Genomic DNA, 17,430 nt, shown 5'->3' on the forward strand with positions numbered 1-17,430 from the left:
AAAGCCATGAGAGCTGATCTGGAAATCATCCAGGAATGGATCCCCGCTGGCAGCCGCGTGCTCGACCTCGGTTGCGGCGACGGCGAACTGCTGACCTGGCTGCGCGATAACAAACAAGTGACGGGCTATGGCCTGGAAAACGATCCGGACAACATCGCCGAATGCGTGGCCAAGGGCATCAACGTGATCGAGCAGGACCTGGACAAGGGCCTCGGCAACTTCGCCAGCAACAGCTTCGACGTCGTGGTCATGACCCAGGCGCTGCAAGCCGTGCATTACCCGGACAGGATCCTCGACGAAATGCTGCGGGTCGGCCGCCAGTGCATCATCACCTTCCCCAACTTCGGTCACTGGCGCTGCCGCTGGTACCTGGCGAGCAAGGGCCGGATGCCGGTGTCGGAGTTTCTGCCATACACCTGGTACAACACGCCGAACATCCACTTCTGCACCTTCGAAGACTTTGAAGCGTTGTGTCGCGAACGTGAAGCCAAGGTCATTGATCGGCTGGCCGTGGATCAACAACACCGCCACGGGTGGGCCAGTAAGCTATGGCCTAATCTATTAGGTGAAATCGGTATTTACCGCGTCAGCAGCCCAGGGTTGCAGGATCACAAAATCGCGGTCTGAACCACGACATTCCAAGGAGAACGATCATGGGTCGTCTAGCGCTGTTTGTACTTACTGCCTGCCTGAGCGTCACGGCCATGGCCGCCGACGTCATCAAAGGTGATCGTCAGGAGAAGTTTGGTGATGTGACGGTGCATTACAACACCTTCAACTCGACCTTTCTGACCCCTGATATCGCTAAAGCCGCGGAGCTCACCCGCAGCAAGAATCAAGGCGTGATCAACGTTTCGGTAATCAAGGAAGGCAAACCCCAGATGGCTCAGGTCAGCGGGACGGTCAAAGACCTGACCAGCCAAAGTGTGCCGCTGAAATTCAAACAGATCACCGAACAGGGCGCGATCTACTACATCGCCCAGTTCCCGGTGGATCAGCAGGAAGTCCGCACCTTCGAGATCAAGGTGCAGAACGGCGATAAAATCAACACCATCAATTTCAACCAAGAGCTTTTCCCCGGCGAATGATGAACTTCACGCAACTCGTACTGGCCAGCCATAACGCCGGCAAACTCAAGGAACTCCAGGCCATGCTCGGCGAGTCGGTGCAACTGCGCTCGATCGGCGAGTTCAGCAGCGTCGAGCCTGAAGAAACCGGCCTGTCGTTCGTCGAGAATGCCATCCTCAAGGCCCGCAACGCCGCGCGCATCTCCGGTTTGCCGGCGCTGGCCGACGATTCCGGGCTAGCGGTGGATTTCCTTGGCGGTGCGCCGGGTATCTATTCGGCTCGTTACGCGGATGGCCAGGGTGATGCGGCGAACAACGCCAAACTGCTCGATGCGTTGAAGGATGTGCCGGAATCTGAGCGCGGCGCACAGTTCGTCTGCGTGCTGGCGCTGGTGCGACATGCCGACGATCCGCTGCCGATCCTCTGCGAAGGCCTGTGGCACGGGCGCATCTTGACGGCGGCCAGCGGTGAACACGGGTTTGGCTACGACCCGCTGTTCTGGGTGCCGTCGCGCGATTGCTCCAGCGCCGAACTGAGCCCGAGCGAGAAGAACCTCATCAGCCACCGCGCCCGTGCAATGGATCTGCTGCGCCAGCGTCTAGGCCTGATATGACCCACGACTCATCCGCGTCACCGCTGATTTTCGGCGGTGCCGCCCCCTCGCCTCGGGCCGCGCTCCCCGTGCTGCCGCCCCTTGCGTTGTACATCCACATTCCGTGGTGTGTGCGCAAATGCCCTTATTGCGACTTCAACTCCCACACTGCCAGCCCGGTGCTGCCGGAAGAAGAGTACGTCGACGCGTTGCTGGCCGACCTCGATCAGGACCTGCATGCGGTTTACGGTCGTGAGCTGAGCTCGATTTTCTTCGGTGGCGGCACGCCGAGCCTGTTCAGCGCCGAAGCCCTGGGTCGTTTGCTCAAAGGTGTCGAGCAACGCATCCCGTTTGCCAGCGACATCGAAATCACCCTGGAAGCCAATCCGGGAACGTTCGAGCAAGAGAAATTCGTCGCCTACCGCGCGCTGGGCATCAATCGCCTGTCGATCGGCATCCAGAGTTTTCAGGAAGAGAAGCTCAAGGCCCTGGGGCGAATTCACAACGGCGACGAAGCGGTGCGTGCTGCCGGCATGGCGCGTCAGGCCGGGTTCGATAACTTCAACCTGGACTTGATGCACGGCTTGCCGGATCAGTCGCTGGACGATGCGTTGAACGACCTGCGCCAGGCCATCGCCCTGAAGCCGACGCATTTGTCCTGGTATCAACTGACGCTGGAGCCGAACACGGTGTTCTGGAACCAGCCGCCGACGCTGCCGGAAGACGACACGCTGTGGGACATTCAGGAAGCCGGTCAGGCGCTGCTTGCCGAACACGGTTACGCGCAATACGAAGTCTCGGCTTATGCTCAGCCTGGTCGCCCGGCGCGGCATAACCTCAACTACTGGAGTTTCGGCGACTTCATCGGCATCGGTGCCGGTGCCCACGGCAAGCTCAGCCATCCGGACGGGCGCATCGTGCGCACCTGGAAAACGCGCCTGCCGAAGGATTACCTGAACCCGGCGAAAAGCTTCAAGGCCGGAGAGAAAGCGCTGACCAACGACGAGCTGCCGTTCGACTTCCTGATGAACGCCCTGCGCCTGACTGAAGGCGTGGAATCGCGCCTGTATCCGGAGCGCACCGGACTGCCGCTGGAAAGCCTCGCCGAAGGCCGGCGGGAAGCCGAACAAAGCGGCCTGTTGCGGGTCGAACCGTCACGTCTGGCGGCGACTGATCGCGGACAGCTGTTTCTCAATGACTTGCTGCAAACATTTCTGAGCTGATTTCAGCCTTAGGGGAAAACGAATGGATTTGATACTCGACCTGCTCGCCACCGTCTCCCGCTGGAGCCGCAGCAACCTGTCGGAAATCTCTCTGGCGCTGGTGGGCTGTCTGCTGGTGTTGTTTGGCGCCGATATCAAAGGCTGGGTCGACCAACGCCTGGGCAGCATCGCCGGCGCCTTGCGCGTCCCGCTGATGGCATTGGTGTGCATGGTCGGCAGCGGCGTCGCGTTGATCTATGCCACCCCGTGGATCATCAAAGGCCTGAGCCAGTTCAACAACTACAGCCTGGCGCCGGTGTTGTTGGTGGTGCTGGTACTGATCGGTGTAGTCGCCGACCGCCGCTGACCTTTGACTACACCCAAAACAACTGTGGGAGCGAGCCTGCTCGCGATGGCGTCATAACATTCAACATCTTCGTTGACTGTCAGACCGCCATCGCTGGCAAGCCCGCTCCCACATTTTTTACAGCGTTACGGCTCAGGACTGTTTTTCGAACTTCAGGTCCCAAACTCCATGCCCAAGTCGCTCGCCGCGGCGTTCGAACTTGGTGATCGGGCGTTCGGTCGGGCGCGGGACGCATTTGCCGTCTTCGGCCAGGTTTCGATAACCCGGCGCAACGTTCATCACTTCCAGCATGTACTCGGCGTACGGTTCCCAGTCGGTGGCCATGTGCAGGATGCCGCCGACTTTCAGCTTGCTGCGCACCAGCTCAGCGAACGACGCCTGAACGATACGACGCTTGTGGTGACGACTCTTGTGCCATGGATCCGGGAAAAACAGCATCAGGCGATCGAGGCTGTTGTCGGCCACGCAACGGTTGAGCACTTCGATTGCATCGCAATCGTAGACCCGCAGGTTGGTCAGGCCCTGCGTCAGAACGCCATTGAGCAGCGCGCCGACACCCGGACGGTGCACTTCCACGCCAATGAAATCCTGTTCCGGCGAGGCCGCGGCCATTTCCAGCAGCGAATGGCCCATGCCGAAACCGATTTCCAGCGAGCGCGGCGCCGAACGACCGAACACTTGGTCGAAGTCTACCGGCGCGTCGGCCAATGGCAGCACGAACAGCGGCGTGCCCTGGTCCAGACCGCGTTGCTGGCCTTCGGTCATGCGCCCGGCGCGCATCACGAAACTCTTGATGCGGCGGTGTTGGCGCTCGTCGCCTTCTTCCGTCTGGATTGGCGTGTCGTTTGATTCAGTCATCAATGGCTCTTACTTGATCAGACCATCCAGCGGCGAGGAGGCGCTGGCATAGAGTTTTTTCGGCATGCGACCGGCGAGGTAGGCCAGGCGGCCCGCGACGATGGCGTGTTTCATGGCTTCAGCCATCATGATCGGCTGCTGGGCGTGGGCGATGGCCGAGTTCATCAGCACGGCTTCGCAACCCAGTTCCATGGCGATGGTGGCGTCGGAAGCGGTACCGACACCGGCATCCACCAGCACGGGAATCTTGGCTTCTTCGAGGATGATCTGCAGGTTGTACGGGTTGCAGATCCCCAGGCCCGAACCGATCAGACCGGCGAGCGGCATGACCGCGATGCAGCCGATTTCCGCCAATTGACGGGCGATGATCGGGTCATCGCTGGTATAGACCATCACGTCGAAGCCTTCCTTGACCAGTGTTTCGGCGGCCTTGAGGGTTTCGATCACGTTGGGGAACAGGGTTTTCTGGTCGGCCAGCACTTCCAGCTTCACCAGATTGTGCCCATCGAGCAGCTCACGGGCTAGGCGGCAGGTGCGCACGGCTTCAATGGCGTCGTAGCAGCCCGCGGTGTTCGGCAGGAAGGTGTAGCGATCCGGCGACAGCACTTCGAGCAGGTTCGGCTCGCCTTCGATCTGGCCCAGATTGGTACGGCGCACGGCGAAGGTGACGATCTCGGCACCCGAAGCTTCGATGGCCAGGCGGGTTTCTTCCATGTCGCGGTACTTGCCGGTGCCTACCAGCAAACGCGACTGGTAAGTACGACCGGCCAGGACGAAGGGCTTGTCGCTACGAACGATGCTCATGGGAAATCCTCTGTAGGGGTGAGGTTCTTGCAGAATTCTGTGCCCTTGCGGGCCGGGCGACTAGCCGCCGCCGATGGCGTGGACCACTTCGACGGAATCGCCATCGTTGAGCGTGGTTTCTGCATGCTGGCTGCGCGGGACGATATCCAGATTGAGTTCGACCGCCACCCGGCGTCCGGTCAGTTCCAGACGGGTCAGCAGGGCCGCAACGGTTTCACCGTCGGGCAGTTCAAGGGATTCGCCGTTCAACTGAATGCGCATACCGAATGCCGCCATCATTTTTAGGGGCTGGCATTCTAGCCCGATCAGTCTTGGCGACCCAAGCCATTCGTCATGAAATGGACTGCCCGGTCAGCTCAACCGCCAGGCGGCAAGCCCCAGGCAGAACCAGCCGACCAGGAATGCCAGGCCGCCGAAGGGGGTGACGATCCCCAGCTTGCTGACGCCGGTCAGGGTCAGCAAGTACAGGCTGCCGGAAAACAGCAGGATGCCGATGGCAAACGAGGCGCCGGCCCAAGTGATCAAGCGTCCCGGAATCTGCGTGGCCAGCAGCGCCACACCCAGCAACGCCAGGGTGTGCACCAGTTGGTAGGTGACGCCGGTATGGAAAATCGCCAGGTACTCGGGAGTCAGACGGTTTTTCAGGCCGTGGGCGGCGAACGCGCCAAGGGCAACGCCGGTGAAGCCGAAGAAAGCGGCCAGCATCAGAAAGCCACGCAGCATGAAGAACTCCAGTCAGACTCGATCCACAGGGTCTGTATAATGGCCCGCTCAACGGGTTCGGCCAAGTCATCTCTATGCTGCGTTTATTTTTAAGACGATTTACCAAGGCCGTGCTCTGGTTCGCGGCCGGCAGCGTGCTGCTGGTACTGATCTTTCGCGTGGTCCCGCCACCGGGAACGGCATTGATGGTCGAGCGCAAGGTCGAATCCTGGTTCGACGGCGAGCCCATTGACTTGCAGCGCACCTGGAAGCCCTGGGATGAAATCTCTGACGACCTGAAAGTCGCGGTGATCGCGGGCGAGGATCAGAAATTCCCGGAGCACTGGGGTTTTGACTTTGGTGCGATCCAGAAAGCCCTGGCCCATAACGAGCTCGGTGGTTCGATTCGCGGTGCCAGCACTCTGAGCCAGCAAGTCTCGAAGAATCTGTTTTTGTGGTCCGGCCGCAGTTGGCTGCGTAAAGGCCTGGAGGCGTGGTTCACCGGGTTGATCGAGGTGCTCTGGCCCAAGCAGCGGATTCTTGAGGTGTACCTGAACAGCGTCGAGTGGGATGACGGGGTGTTTGGCGCGGAAGCGGCGGCCCGGCATCACTTTGGTGTGAGCGCTAAAGGTCTTAGTCGCCAGCAATCGAGCTTGCTCGCGGCGGTGCTGCCAAACCCGCGGGTGTGGAGTGCAAGTCATCCGACCAACTATGTTGCGCGTCGGGCCGGGTGGATTCGGCAGCAGATGAGCCAGTTGGGTGGCGATAGCTATCTGGTTGGCATTAATGATTCACGCCGGGCACCTTGGTCCCAATAACGAGTCCGAGACGACGCAAATCACCCGTAGGAGCGAGGCTTGCCCGCGAAGGCGGTATGTCAGCCAACCCCTTCATCGACTGATACACCGCCTTCGCGGGCAAGGCTCGCTCCTACAGGAGGCGGCTTGTCACTAGTAGGCACACACAAAAACGCCCCGATCATCACTGATCGGGGCGTTTTTTATTGCCGCTTCGCAGGTCAGGCGGCGATCGACAACTTGAGCTTGTTCATCGCGCTCTTTTCAAGCTGACGAATACGCTCGGCCGACACGTTGTACTTCTGCGCCAGGTCGTGCAGCGTAGCTTTTTCTTCCGCCAGCCAGCGCTGGTAGAGGATGTCACGGCTGCGGTCGTCCAGCACTTCGAGCGCTTCGTGCAGGTTGTGGTTGGAGTTGTCGCTCCAGTCGGCATCTTCCAGTTGACGCGCCGGGTCGTACCGGTGGTCTTCCAGGTAGTTGGCCGGCGACTGGAAAGCGCTGTCGTCGTCCGCTTCCGCGGCCGGGTCGAAGGCCATGTCATGGCCTGTCAGGCGACTTTCCATCTCGCGCACTTCCCGCGGCTCTACGCCGAGGCTTTCCGCCACACGGTGGACTTCCTCGTTGTTCAGCCACGCCAGACGTTTCTTCTGGCTGCGCAGGTTGAAGAACAGCTTGCGCTGGGCCTTGGTGGTCGCGACTTTCACAATGCGCCAGTTGCGCAGAATGAACTCGTGAATTTCCGCCTTGATCCAGTGCACTGCGAACGAAACCAGACGCACACCCATTTCCGGGTTGAAGCGCTTCACCGCCTTCATCAGACCGACGTTACCTTCCTGGATCAGGTCAGCCTGAGCCAGGCCGTAGCCGGAATAGCTACGGGCGATATGTACAACAAAACGCAGGTGGGCGAGCACCATCTGCCGAGCCGCCCCCAAATCCTGCTCATAATAGAGACTCTCGGCCAGTTCACGCTCCTGCTCCGGAGTCAGCAATGGAATGCTGTTCACGGTGTGCACATAGGCCTCCAGGTTCGCACCCGGGACCAGAGCATATGCAGGTTGCAAAGAATTGGTCATACGAAAAAACCTCCGACTTACATAACTCGTGCAGTTCAGCACTGCGAAAATTGACCGGAAACCGAAAGACAAGTTCCCATAAACGCTGAAAGGTCAATACGAGCAAAATGATACTACTTAGGCGCAAGCTCCCTCAGGTGGCGTGCGACTGCAATCCATGCACCGATATACCCCAACAGCACCGCGCCAAGCAAGAGAGACAGACCGTCGGCAACTGGCACTCCGGCCAGCGCGAAATCACTGCCATACAAACCGGCCAGCCCGACAACTGCGTCGTTCAGCCAATCAAGGCCAAACGCCAATACACCCCAGGAAAGAATCCCCGCACCGAAGCCATAAAGCGCCCCCATGTACAGAAAGGGCCTGCGCACATAGCTGTCCGTGCCGCCGACGAGTTTAATCACTTCTATCTCTGTGCGGCGGTTTTCAATATGAAGACGAATGGTATTGCCTATCACCAAAAGTAATGCAGAAACCAGAAGCACTGTCAGACCGAAGACAAAACGGTCACCCAGCTTGAGGATCGCTGCCAGACGCTCGACCCAGACTAGATCAAGTTGAGCCTGTTGTACCTTGGGCAGCTCGGAAAGTTTTTGTCGTAATGCTTCAAGCGCGGGCTTGTCGACTTCGTTCGGGGTCACCAGCACCACGCCTGGCAGCGGGTTTTCCGGCAGTTCCTTAAGCGCCTCGCCCAGTCCGGACTGCTGCTGAAACTCCTCCAGCGCCTGATCTCGGCCGATATATTCAGCATCGGCTACGCCAGGCATGCCTTTGATCTGCTCGCGCAACGACTCGCCTTCAGCCGGGCTGGCCTCGAGTTGCAGGTACAGGGAAATCTGCGCCGCTCGCTGCCAGGAACCGCCGAGACGCTCGACGTTACTCAGCAAAAGTGACAGGCCCATCGGCAAGCTCAGGGCGACCGCCATCACCATGCAGGTGAAAAAGCTCCCGATTGGCTGTTTACCCAACCGACGCAAGCTGTCCAGCAGACTGGCGCGATGGCTTTCAACCCAGGCACGAAACAACGTGGCGAAATCCGGGCCGTCGTCATCGTTGCGCTTTTTCTTCTGCGGTTGCGGATCGGCGGCTTTCGGCGCCACGCGCTCGGAAACCTTGGGGCTGCGTGTCGCACTCATACGCCCGCCTCCCCGTCGCCGATCAATCGGCCGCGTTGCAGGGTCAGCATCCGATGACGCATGCGGGCGATCAAGGCCAGGTCGTGACTGGCGATCAGCACGCTGGTGCCCAGGCGGTTGATGTCTTCGAACACGCCCATGATCTCGGCCGCCAGACGCGGATCGAGGTTACCGGTGGGTTCGTCCGCCAGCAGCAAGGCCGGACGGTGGACGATGGCGCGAGCGATGCCGACGCGCTGTTGCTGCCCGGTGGACAGGTCGCCGGGGTACAGATCGGTTTTATCCGACAGCGCGACACGCTCAAGCGCCGAATCCACACGTTTGACGATCTCGGCCTTGGACAGCCCAAGAATCTGTAACGGCAGAGCGACGTTGTTGAACACCGTGCGATCAAACAGCAGTTGGTGGTTCTGGAACACCACGCCAATCTGCCGGCGCAAGTACGGAATCTGCGCATTGCTGATGGTGGCGAGGTCCTGGCCGGCCAGCAGCAATTTGCCGGTGGTCGGACGCTCCATCGCCAGCAGCAGCCGCAACAAGGTGCTTTTACCGGCGCCGGAATGGCCGGTTACAAACAAGAATTCGCCCCGACGGACTCGAAAGCTCAGCTCATGCAAGCCGACGTGACCGTTCGGGTAGCGTTTACCGACCTGTTCGAAACGAATCATGAACGCTCCCGCTCGGCAAACAGTGCCTGGACAAAGGGTTCTGCTTCAAAAGTACGCAAGTCATCGATGCCTTCACCGACGCCGATGTAGCGAATCGGCAAACCAAATTGCTTGGCCAGGGCGAAAATCACCCCGCCCTTGGCGGTGCCGTCGAGCTTGGTCAGCGCCAGGCCGGTCAGTTCGACGGTCTGGTTGAATTGCTTGGCTTGGCTGATTGCGTTCTGGCCAGTACCGGCGTCGAGCACCAGGAGCACTTCGTGCGGCGCGTCGGCGTCGAGTTTGCTGATAACCCGGCGAACCTTTTTCAGCTCTTCCATCAAATTGTCTTTGGTGTGCAGGCGACCGGCGGTGTCGGCGATCAGCACATCAATGCCACGGGCCTTGGCGGCCTGTACGGCGTCGAAGATAACCGAAGCGGAGTCGGCACCGGTGTGCTGGGCGATGACCGGGATCTTGTTGCGCTCGCCCCAGACCTGCAATTGCTCAACGGCGGCGGCGCGGAAGGTGTCACCGGCCGCGAGCATGACTTTCTTGCCTTCGAGTTGCAGCTTCTTCGCCAGTTTGCCAATGGTGGTGGTTTTGCCGGCACCGTTGACGCCGACCACCAGAATCACGAAAGGCTTGTTCTGCGAGGTGATTTTCAGCGGCTGCTCGACAGGCTTGAGCATCGCGGCGAGTTCAGCCTGCAGGGATTTGTACAGCGCGTCGGCATCGGCCAGCTCCTTGCGCGCAACCTTTTGGGTCAGGCGCTGGATGATGACCGAGGTCGCCTCGACCCCGACGTCGGCGGTCAGCAGACGGGTTTCGATGTCTTCGAGCAGTTCGTCATCGATGATTTTCTTGCCCAGGAACAGGCTGGCCATGCCTTCGCCAATGCTGGCGCTGGTCTTGGACAGGCCTTGCTTGAGGCGGGCGAAGAAACCGGCTTTGGTTTCTTCGCTACGCGGCGGCTCGGCCGGGACTTCGGCGGGAACTGCGGGCGCGGCGACTACCGGAGCAATAACAGGAGCAGGCGCAGGTGCTTCAACCACAGGAGCGACGAACGCAGGAATCACAGACTCTGGAACAACCGGCTCAGGCTCAGTCACGATAACCGGCGCGACAACCGGCTCAACCACCGGCACCTGAACGGGCTCGGGGGCAAACGCGGTCGGTGCAGGAATCGTCGGCGTCACATGCGGCGCCAGCTCATCTTCGACCAAGGCCACCGGCTCTTCCGCCACTGGCAACGTCAGCCACGGCTCTGGAGCGGGTGCCAGCGGATGCTCGGCAATGACTTCGGGTTCAGCCTCGGCGACCGGCTGCAGCAGCGGCTCGGCCATCGGCAAGACAACCGGCGCCGGCGCTTCTTCTATTACCGGCGCGGGTGTTGGCTCAGGAATTGGCTGTGGCTGTTCGACGACGGGTTCCTGCGGCTTTTTGCGCAGCCATCCGAACAGGCTTTTCTTCTCGCCAGCCGCAGCTGGGGTCTTCTTGTCGTCGTTGGAACCAAACATGGAGGACGGCTATCTCACGGTAGCGACGCGCCAAAGGGCGCCCCGGCAAATAAATATTCGATGCAGAACAGACTGCGATTGACCCAGCTTGTTCACGCGCAACATTTTGTCGAGGTGCAAACAGCACCTCAAAGGTTGACTAATACGAAGGACTGGTACGGCATCTTCTGCGAAAACGCAGAGTTTAGCTGACAAAACCAAGGTTCCGCAGGTAACCCATGCAACCGTCCGGCCGATCAAAGGCCTGATAGACGTGGCCGCCAGTAAAACGGACCAGTATCCTAGCACCCTCTCGCCCGCCGACGCTAAGCCAAGCGGGCAGCTCAACAGGTTTAAAAACGAATGAATGCTTTAGCCCGCCGCGCTGCAGGCCTGCTGCTCAGCACAGTTTGTCTGCCCCTCTCGGCCCTGGCTGCCGATCCACAACCCACCCACGAATTCACTCTGGATAACGGCCTGAAGGTCGTTGTGCGCGAAGACCATCGTGCGCCAGTGGTGGTTTCCCAAGTCTGGTACAAGGTCGGCTCGAGTTACGAGACGCCGGGCCAGACCGGTTTGTCCCACGCCCTCGAGCACATGATGTTCAAGGGCAGCGAGAAAGTCGGCCCCGGCGAAGCGTCGCTGATCCTGCGCGACCTCGGTGCCGAAGAGAACGCGTTCACCAGCGATGACTTCACCGCGTATTACCAAGTGCTGGCCCGCGACCGCCTGGGCGTGGCCTTCGAGCTGGAAGCCGACCGCATGGCCACCCTGCGCCTGCCGGCCGACGAGTTCGCCCGCGAGATCGAAGTCATCAAGGAAGAACGTCGCCTGCGCACCGACGATAAACCGATGTCCAAGGCCTACGAACGCTTCAAGGCCATGGCTTTCCCGGCCAGCGGTTACCACACGCCGACCATCGGCTGGATGGCTGATCTGGACCGCATGAAAGTCGAAGAGCTGCGCCACTGGTACCAATCCTGGTACGTGCCGAACAACGCCACGCTGGTGGTGGTCGGCGACGTGACCCCGGACGAAGTCAAAACCCTGGCCCAGCGCTATTTCGGCCCGATCGCCAAACGCGATGTGCCAGCGGCGAAAATCCCGCTGGAACTGGCCGAGCCTGGCGAACGCCAGATCACCCTTCACGTACAGACCCAGTTGCCGAGCCTGATGCTGGGCTTCAACGTGCCGAGCATCGCCACCGCCGAAGACAAGCGCTCGGTGAATGCCTTGCGCCTGATCTCGGCCCTGCTCGACGGCGGCTACAGCGGACGCATCCCGACGCAACTGGAGCGCGGCGAAGAGCTGGTGTCCGGTGGTTCGTCGAGTTACGACGCTTACACTCGCGGCGACAGTCTGTTTACCCTGTCGGCCACGCCGAACACCCAGAAAAAGAAAACCATGGACCAGGTCGAAGCGGGCCTGTGGAAGCTGCTCGATCAGCTGAAAACCACTGCGCCGTCCGCCGAAGAACTGGAACGCGTCCGCGCCCAGGTCATCGCCGGCCTGGTCTACGAGCGTGATTCGATCACCAGTCAGGCCACCTCCATCGGCCAATTGGAAACCGTCGGCCTGTCCTGGAAACTCATGGACACCGAACTCGCCGACCTGGAAAGCGTGACACCGCAAGACATCCAGAAAGCCGCCAAGCTGTATTTCACCCGCGAACGTCTCAGCGTCGCCCATGTACTGCCACTGGAGACGACTCATGAGTGAGCGTAAAAAATCCCGTCTGGTCCTGATCGGACTGATCGCTGTCGCCCTGATCGGCTCTGCTGCGTTCTATTTGTCGAAAAGCGAAGACTCCACGGCCAGCGAAGCCCTCGACAAGGCCAAGTCCAGCCAGAAGCTGCAATCGCTGAGTGAACTCGACGGCAAGGCGCCGAGCCACCGTTCGCTCGACGTACAGACCTGGAACACCGCCGAAGGCGCCAAGGTGATGTTCGTCGAAGCCCGCGAGCTGCCGATGTTCGACCTGCGCCTGATTTTCGCCGCCGGCAGCAGCCAGGACGGCAACGCGCCCGGTCTGGCACTGCTGACCAACGCGATGCTCAACGAAGGTGTGGCCGGAAAAGATGTCGGCGCCATCGCTCAAGGCTTCGAGGGCCTGGGCGCAGACTTTGGCAACGGCGCCTTTAAAGACATGGCACTGGCTTCCCTGCGCAGCCTCAGCGCCGCAGACAAGCGCGAACCGGCGCTGAAACTGTTCTCCGACGTCGTCGGCAAACCAACCTTCCCTGCCGACTCCTTTGCGCGCATCAAGAACCAGATGCTTGCCGGTTTCGAATACCAGAAGCAGAACCCGGGCAAACTGGCGAGCCTGGAGCTGATGAACCGCTTGTACGGCGATCACCCCTACGCGCATTCCAGCGACGGCACGGCGACAACCGTCCCGGCGATTACCGTGGCGCAAGTCAAGGCGTTCCACGAGAAAGCCTACGCAGCCGGCAACGTGGTGATTGCGCTGGTGGGTGATTTGTCCCGCGCCGAAGCCGAGGCGATTGCCGCGCAAGTCTCCAGCGCGTTGCCGAAAGGCCCGGCACTGGCAAAAATTGCGCAGCCTGAAGAACCGAAAGCCAGCATCGGCCACATCGAGTTCCCGTCCAAGCAGACCAACCTGATGCTTGCGCAACTGGGCATCGACCGTGACGATCCGGACTACGCAGCACTGTCTCTGGGCAACCAGATCCTCGGCGGCGGTGGTTTCGGCACCCGATTGATGAGTGAAGTGCGCGAGAAACGTGGCCTGGCCTACGGCGTCTATTCGGGCTTCACCCCGATGCAGGCACGCGGCCCGTTCATGATCAACTTGCAAACCCGCGCCGAGATGAGTGAAGGCACGTTGAAACTGGTGCAGGACGTGCTCGCCGACTACCTTAAAACCGGCCCGACCCAGAAAGAACTCGACGACGCCAAGCGTGAACTGGCCGGCAGCTTCCCGCTGTCCACGGCCAGCAACGCCGACATCGTCGGCCAGCTCGGCGCCATGGGTTTCTACAACCTGCCGCTGAGTTATCTGAATGACTTCATGCGTGAGTCGCAGAGCCTGACTGTCGAACAGGTCAAAGCTGCACTGAACAAACACTTGAGCACGGACAAAATGGTCATCGTCAGCGCTGGCCCGACCGTGCCGCAAAAGCCGTTACCGGCCCCAACTGATAAACCTGCCGAGCAGCCGCTCGGGGTTCCGGAGCATTGATGGCCACTCGTCCTAAGAAACCTGTTCACAACGTCCACAACGGCGTGAACCAATTGCGCATCATCGGCGGCGAATGGGGCAGCCGGAAGCTGAGCTTCCCCGACGCCCCGGGCCTGCGCCCAACCCCGGACCGGGTGCGTGAAACCCTGTTCAACTGGCTCGCGCCTTACATCGCGGGCGCCAAGGTACTTGATCCATTCGCCGGCAGCGGCGCGTTGTTCCTTGAGGCGCTGTCCCGTGGCGCGGCGATGGGCCAGGCACTGGACGCCAGCAACATCGCGGTCTCAAGCATCAAGGAACATCTGGGCACCCTGCGCTGCACCACCGGCCAGATTCAGACGGCCGATGCCTTGCGCTATCTGGAGACCCAGACCGCGACCGCCTACGACGTGGTGTTCCTCGACCCTCCGTTCAATCAGAACCTGTTGCCGACCGTTTGCACGCTGTTGGAAGAGCGCCAATGGCTGGCGGACGATGCGTGGGTGTACACCGAAAGCGAAACAGCACCCTCGACGCTCGGCCTGCCGGCCAACTGGCGCCTGCACCGTGAGCAGAAATCCGGGCGCGTCTACTATTCGTTGTGGCAGCGAAGCACTGAAATATCTTCTTAAAAGAGTAACCTGGACAGGTGAACCGCCTGTCCAGGGTGCCCTCCCGTTTTTTCAAACAGCAACATAACCAGTTTGCTTAGTTCTTTTCCTTTCGTTCACTGTGAACCTGCGAAACAACTCGCATGGACGCAAAGGACTGTTAACGGAATGAAAGCATCAGCTAACGAGACAACTTCCAGTTCAACTACCGAGTTCACACTCGACAATGGCCTCAAGGTCATCGTGCGCGAGGATCATCGGGCACCGGTGGTAGCTTCCCAGGTCTGGTACAAGGTCGGCGCCAGCTACGAACCTCCGGGTCAGACCGGCTTGTCCCACGCTCTGGAACACATGATGTTCATGGGCAGCAAAAAAGTCGGCCCAGGCAAAATCTTGCCGCTCCTGCGCGAGCTCGGTATCCAATTCAACGCCTTCACCAGCAGCGACTCCACCGCGTACTACCAGACGCTGGCTCGAGATCGTCTGAGCGTGGCCTTCGAACTGGAAGCGGACCGCATGGCCAATCTGCTCCTGCCGGTCGACGAGTTCGTCCGGGAGATTGAAGTCATTAAAGAAGAACGTCGCCTGACCACTGATGACAAACCAATGGACAATGCCTACGAACGCTTCAAAGCGATGGCCTACCCGTCCAGCGGTTATCACACGCCGACCATCGGCTGGATGGCGGACCTCGACCGGATGAAGATCGAAGAGCTGCGCCACTGGTATCAATCCTGGTATGCGCCGAACAACGCCACGCTGGTGGTGGTCGGCGACGTGACCCCGCACGAAGTCAAAGCCCAGGCCCAGCGCTACTTCGGCGCGATCGCCAGACGTGATGTGCCGGCCGCGAAAAGACCGCTGGAACTGGCCAAGCCCGGCCAACGCCAAATCACTCTGCACGTGAAGACCCCACTGCCCAGCTTGATGCTGGCCTTCAACGTGCCAAGCATCGCCACCGCCGAAGACAAACGCTCAGTGAATGCCTTGCGTATGATTTCGGCCCTGCTCGGCAACGGCCACAGCTCACGCATCCCAATGCAACTGCAACGCGTTGAAGAGCTGGTGTCCGACGGTTCGTCGAGTTATAGCGCTTACACCCGGGGTGACAGCCTGTTCCTCCTGTCGGCAACACCCAACAGCCGTAAAAACAAAACCATCGCCCAGGCCGAAGCCGGTTTGTGGAGGCTGCTCGAACAGCTGAAAATCACTGCGCCGTCCACTGAAGAACTGGGACGCGTACGCGCGCAGGTCATCGCCGGGCTGGTTTACGAGCGCGACTCAATCACCCGCCAGGCCACCGCTATCGGTCGACTGGAAACCTTCGGCCTGTCGTGGAAACTGATGGACACCGAACTGGCCGAACTGGAAAGCGTAACGCCAGAAGACATCCAGAAAGCCGCCAAGCTGTATTTCACCCGCGAGCGGCTCAGCGTCGCCCATGTACTGCCAATGGAGGTGAATAAAGAGGATGGGGATGAGTCCGGCGCCGGCAAAGTACCAGACAAGGAAAACTCCGACCAAGGGCTGCAATCGCTGGCTGAGCTCGACGGTCAGGCGCCAAGTCCCCGCACGCTTGATATTCAGGCTTGGAATACTGCCGAAGGCGCCAAAGTGTTGTTCGCCGAAGCCCGAGGGTTACCGATGTTCGACATGCGCCTGACCTTCGCAGCCGGCAGCAGCCAGGATGGAGGCACTCCGGGTCTGGCCATGCTGACAAACTTGATGCTCAACGAAGGTGTTGCCGGCAGGGATGCCAACGCTATTGCCCAAGATTTCGAAAGCCTGGGCGCACAGTATGCCCCCAGCACTGGTCTGGATACGGCGCAGGTCTCCCTGCGCTGCCTCAGCGCCAAGGATAAACGCGATCCGGCATTGACACTCTTCGCCGAAGTCGCAGGCAAGCCGACCTTCCCTGGCGATTCGTATGCACGCCTTCGCAATCAGACCCTCGCCGCTTTCGTAGATAAGCAGCATGACCCGAGCAAACTGGCGAGCCTTGAGTTGATGAACCGTCTGTATGGCGATCATCCTTACGCGCACGCCAGCGATGGCATGGCGCAAGCCATTCAGTCCGTCACCCCGACACAGCTGCGCGCGTTCCACGAAAAAGCCTACGCGGCCGGCAACGTGGTGATCGCGTTGGTGGGCGACTTGTCCCGTGCCGAAGCTGAAGCCATTGCCGCGCAGGTATCCGCTACCCTGCCCCAAGGCCCGGCCCTGGCGAAAATCCCGCAACCGATCGAACCCAACGCCAGCATCAGCCACATCGAATTCCCATCGAAACAGACCATTCTGATGCTCGCGCAACTGGGCATCGACCGTGACAATCCAGACTACGCGGCACTGTCCATGGGCAATCAGATCCTTGGCGGCGGCTTTGGCACTCGACTGATGAGCGAAGTGCGCGAGAAACGTGGCCTGACTTACGGCGTGGTTTCGACCTTCACCCCGATGCAGGCGCGCGGTCCGTTCATGATCAAGTTGCAGACCCGCTCCGAAATGAGCGAAGGCACTCTGAAACTGGTACAGGACGTGCTCGCCGACTACCTTAAAACCGGCCCGACCGAAAAAGAACTTGATGATGCCAAGCGCGAGTTGGCTGGCAGCTTCCCGCAGTCCACTGCCAGCAACGCACAAATCGTCTCGAAACTGGCGTCCATCGGCTTTTATAACCTGCCGTTGAATCACTTGGACGACTTCATGCAGCAGTCCCAGCGCCTAACCGTAGAGCACGTCAAAAGCGCATTGAACAAACACCTGAGCATGGACAAATTAGTCATCATCAGCACAGGACCGACCGTCCCGCAAAAGCCATTGCCGGAGCCTACTGGCAAACCTTCTAGGTAATCGCTCAAACTGTCAGGAAACCTGCACCGCATCGGAAAGCAGA

The 17,430-nt window shown here is 60.1% G+C and carries 17 protein-coding genes and 2 pseudogenes; 11 read left to right on the plus strand and 8 right to left on the minus strand.

Annotation, left to right across the window (positions count from 1 at the left end; genetic code table 11):
- Window positions 1-6: 6 nt before the first annotated feature.
- Genes metW through RHP74_RS29285 form a run of 5 tightly spaced genes read left to right on the plus strand, consistent with a single transcriptional unit; the run spans window position 7 to window position 3,229 of the window.
- Window positions 7-627, plus strand: coding sequence for a methionine biosynthesis protein MetW (gene metW, locus RHP74_RS29265; protein WP_010466828.1), 621 nt, complete (start codon window positions 7-9; stop codon window positions 625-627).
- Window positions 628-653: 26 nt separating this feature from the next.
- On the plus strand, window positions 654-1,088 hold the full coding sequence (locus tag RHP74_RS29270; RefSeq protein ID WP_077747223.1) for a DUF4426 domain-containing protein: 435 nt from the start codon (window positions 654-656) through the stop codon (window positions 1,086-1,088).
- Window positions 1,085-1,681: an RdgB/HAM1 family non-canonical purine NTP pyrophosphatase gene (rdgB, locus tag RHP74_RS29275; protein WP_077747222.1), complete on the plus strand. Its 597-nt coding sequence runs from the start codon at window positions 1,085-1,087 to the stop codon at window positions 1,679-1,681. The genes RHP74_RS29270 and rdgB overlap by 4 nt, the downstream gene beginning before the upstream one ends.
- On the plus strand, window positions 1,678-2,883 hold the full coding sequence (gene hemW, locus RHP74_RS29280) for a radical SAM family heme chaperone HemW (protein WP_311096815.1): 1,206 nt from the start codon (window positions 1,678-1,680) through the stop codon (window positions 2,881-2,883). Before rdgB ends, hemW begins: the two co-directional genes overlap by 4 nt.
- Before the next feature lie 22 nt (window positions 2,884-2,905).
- Window positions 2,906-3,229, plus strand: a complete 324-nt coding sequence (locus tag RHP74_RS29285) for a DUF3392 domain-containing protein (protein ID WP_010466821.1) — start codon at window positions 2,906-2,908, stop codon at window positions 3,227-3,229.
- 132 nt (window positions 3,230-3,361) lie between these two features.
- Here the strand turns inward: RHP74_RS29285 and trmB are convergent, their stop codons facing one another.
- The 4 genes from trmB to RHP74_RS29305 form a co-directional block, all read right to left on the minus strand.
- On the minus strand, window positions 3,362-4,087 hold the full coding sequence (trmB, locus tag RHP74_RS29290; protein WP_083375541.1) for a tRNA (guanosine(46)-N7)-methyltransferase TrmB: 726 nt from the start codon (window positions 4,085-4,087) through the stop codon (window positions 3,362-3,364).
- Between the two features lie 9 nt (window positions 4,088-4,096).
- Entirely contained in the window at window positions 4,097-4,891 is a 795-nt protein-coding gene (locus RHP74_RS29295) for a thiazole synthase (RefSeq protein ID WP_010466815.1), read from the minus strand.
- A gap of 60 nt (window positions 4,892-4,951) precedes the next feature.
- Window positions 4,952-5,152 carry a sulfur carrier protein ThiS gene (thiS, locus tag RHP74_RS29300; RefSeq protein WP_007897898.1) on the minus strand — a complete coding sequence of 67 codons (201 nt, stop codon included), beginning with the start codon at window positions 5,150-5,152 and terminating at the stop codon, window positions 4,952-4,954.
- Between the two features lie 90 nt (window positions 5,153-5,242).
- The gene (locus tag RHP74_RS29305) at window positions 5,243-5,614 is read right to left on the minus strand and encodes a DUF423 domain-containing protein (protein ID WP_010466813.1); all 372 of its coding nucleotides are present in this window, start codon (window positions 5,612-5,614) and stop codon (window positions 5,243-5,245) included.
- Between the two features lie 74 nt (window positions 5,615-5,688).
- Between RHP74_RS29305 and mtgA the strand changes: the two genes are divergently transcribed.
- A complete protein-coding gene (gene mtgA, locus RHP74_RS29310) occupies window positions 5,689-6,411 on the plus strand; it encodes a monofunctional biosynthetic peptidoglycan transglycosylase (RefSeq protein WP_042932499.1) in 723 nt (240 codons plus the stop codon).
- Between the two features lie 200 nt (window positions 6,412-6,611).
- Here the strand turns inward: mtgA and rpoH are convergent, their stop codons facing one another.
- From rpoH to ftsY, 4 genes are all read right to left on the minus strand, one after another.
- Window positions 6,612-7,466, minus strand: coding sequence for an RNA polymerase sigma factor RpoH (gene rpoH / locus RHP74_RS29315; protein WP_007897890.1), 855 nt, complete (start codon window positions 7,464-7,466; stop codon window positions 6,612-6,614).
- A gap of 113 nt (window positions 7,467-7,579) precedes the next feature.
- Window positions 7,580-8,602 (minus strand): permease-like cell division protein FtsX, encoded by a 1,023-nt coding sequence (gene ftsX / locus RHP74_RS29320; RefSeq protein ID WP_010466810.1) that lies wholly within the window; start codon window positions 8,600-8,602, stop codon window positions 7,580-7,582.
- The gene (gene ftsE / locus RHP74_RS29325; RefSeq protein WP_010466809.1) at window positions 8,599-9,270 is read right to left on the minus strand and encodes a cell division ATP-binding protein FtsE; all 672 of its coding nucleotides are present in this window, start codon (window positions 9,268-9,270) and stop codon (window positions 8,599-8,601) included. Before ftsE ends, ftsX begins: the two co-directional genes overlap by 4 nt.
- Window positions 9,267-10,766, minus strand: a complete 1,500-nt coding sequence (gene ftsY / locus RHP74_RS29330; RefSeq protein ID WP_311096816.1) for a signal recognition particle-docking protein FtsY — start codon at window positions 10,764-10,766, stop codon at window positions 9,267-9,269. Before ftsY ends, ftsE begins: the two co-directional genes overlap by 4 nt.
- A gap of 342 nt (window positions 10,767-11,108) precedes the next feature.
- On the opposite strand from ftsY, the gene RHP74_RS29335 reads away from it, so the two are divergent.
- The 5 genes and pseudogenes from RHP74_RS29335 to RHP74_RS29355 form a co-directional block, all read left to right on the plus strand.
- Window positions 11,109-12,464, plus strand: a complete 1,356-nt coding sequence (locus RHP74_RS29335; RefSeq protein WP_154502074.1) for a pitrilysin family protein — start codon at window positions 11,109-11,111, stop codon at window positions 12,462-12,464.
- Window positions 12,457-13,947, plus strand: a complete 1,491-nt coding sequence (locus RHP74_RS29340) for a pitrilysin family protein (RefSeq protein ID WP_010466806.1) — start codon at window positions 12,457-12,459, stop codon at window positions 13,945-13,947. The genes RHP74_RS29335 and RHP74_RS29340 overlap by 8 nt, the downstream gene beginning before the upstream one ends.
- Window positions 13,947-14,558, plus strand: coding sequence for a 16S rRNA (guanine(966)-N(2))-methyltransferase RsmD (rsmD, locus tag RHP74_RS29345; protein ID WP_311096817.1), 612 nt, complete (start codon window positions 13,947-13,949; stop codon window positions 14,556-14,558). The genes RHP74_RS29340 and rsmD overlap by 1 nt, the downstream gene beginning before the upstream one ends.
- Window positions 14,559-14,705: 147 nt before the next feature.
- Window positions 14,706-16,007, plus strand: a pseudogene (locus RHP74_RS29350) (M16 family metallopeptidase); the annotation flags it as partial.
- Window positions 16,008-16,040: 33 nt separating this feature from the next.
- Window positions 16,041-17,387: pseudogene (locus tag RHP74_RS29355) on the plus strand (M16 family metallopeptidase); the annotation flags it as partial.
- Window positions 17,388-17,430: the final 43 nt, after the last annotated feature.

Source organism: Pseudomonas sp. SG20052 (assembly GCF_031766055.1).
Lineage (GTDB): Bacteria > Pseudomonadota > Gammaproteobacteria > Pseudomonadales > Pseudomonadaceae > Aquipseudomonas > Aquipseudomonas mandelii.

What these genes read in the sequence shown, in the direction of transcription:
- metW (WP_010466828.1), top strand. Translation starts at nt 7, where the DNA reads ATGAGAGCTGATCTGGAAATCATCCAGGAATGGATCCCCGCTGGCAGC.
- RHP74_RS29270 (WP_077747223.1), top strand. Translation starts at nt 654, where the DNA reads ATGGGTCGTCTAGCGCTGTTTGTACTTACTGCCTGCCTGAGCGTCACG.
- rdgB (WP_077747222.1), top strand. Translation starts at nt 1,085, where the DNA reads ATGATGAACTTCACGCAACTCGTACTGGCCAGCCATAACGCCGGCAAA.
- hemW (WP_311096815.1), top strand. Translation starts at nt 1,678, where the DNA reads ATGACCCACGACTCATCCGCGTCACCGCTGATTTTCGGCGGTGCCGCC.
- RHP74_RS29285 (WP_010466821.1), top strand. Translation starts at nt 2,906, where the DNA reads ATGGATTTGATACTCGACCTGCTCGCCACCGTCTCCCGCTGGAGCCGC.
- trmB (WP_083375541.1), bottom strand. Translation starts at nt 4,087, where the DNA reads ATGACTGAATCAAACGACACGCCAATCCAGACGGAAGAAGGCGACGAG.
- RHP74_RS29295 (WP_010466815.1), bottom strand. Translation starts at nt 4,891, where the DNA reads ATGAGCATCGTTCGTAGCGACAAGCCCTTCGTCCTGGCCGGTCGTACT.
- thiS (WP_007897898.1), bottom strand. Translation starts at nt 5,152, where the DNA reads ATGCGCATTCAGTTGAACGGCGAATCCCTTGAACTGCCCGACGGTGAA.
- RHP74_RS29305 (WP_010466813.1), bottom strand. Translation starts at nt 5,614, where the DNA reads ATGCTGCGTGGCTTTCTGATGCTGGCCGCTTTCTTCGGCTTCACCGGC.
- mtgA (WP_042932499.1), top strand. Translation starts at nt 5,689, where the DNA reads ATGCTGCGTTTATTTTTAAGACGATTTACCAAGGCCGTGCTCTGGTTC.
- rpoH (WP_007897890.1), bottom strand. Translation starts at nt 7,466, where the DNA reads ATGACCAATTCTTTGCAACCTGCATATGCTCTGGTCCCGGGTGCGAAC.
- ftsX (WP_010466810.1), bottom strand. Translation starts at nt 8,602, where the DNA reads ATGAGTGCGACACGCAGCCCCAAGGTTTCCGAGCGCGTGGCGCCGAAA.
- ftsE (WP_010466809.1), bottom strand. Translation starts at nt 9,270, where the DNA reads ATGATTCGTTTCGAACAGGTCGGTAAACGCTACCCGAACGGTCACGTC.
- ftsY (WP_311096816.1), bottom strand. Translation starts at nt 10,766, where the DNA reads ATGTTTGGTTCCAACGACGACAAGAAGACCCCAGCTGCGGCTGGCGAG.
- RHP74_RS29335 (WP_154502074.1), top strand. Translation starts at nt 11,109, where the DNA reads ATGAATGCTTTAGCCCGCCGCGCTGCAGGCCTGCTGCTCAGCACAGTT.
- RHP74_RS29340 (WP_010466806.1), top strand. Translation starts at nt 12,457, where the DNA reads ATGAGTGAGCGTAAAAAATCCCGTCTGGTCCTGATCGGACTGATCGCT.
- rsmD (WP_311096817.1), top strand. Translation starts at nt 13,947, where the DNA reads ATGGCCACTCGTCCTAAGAAACCTGTTCACAACGTCCACAACGGCGTG.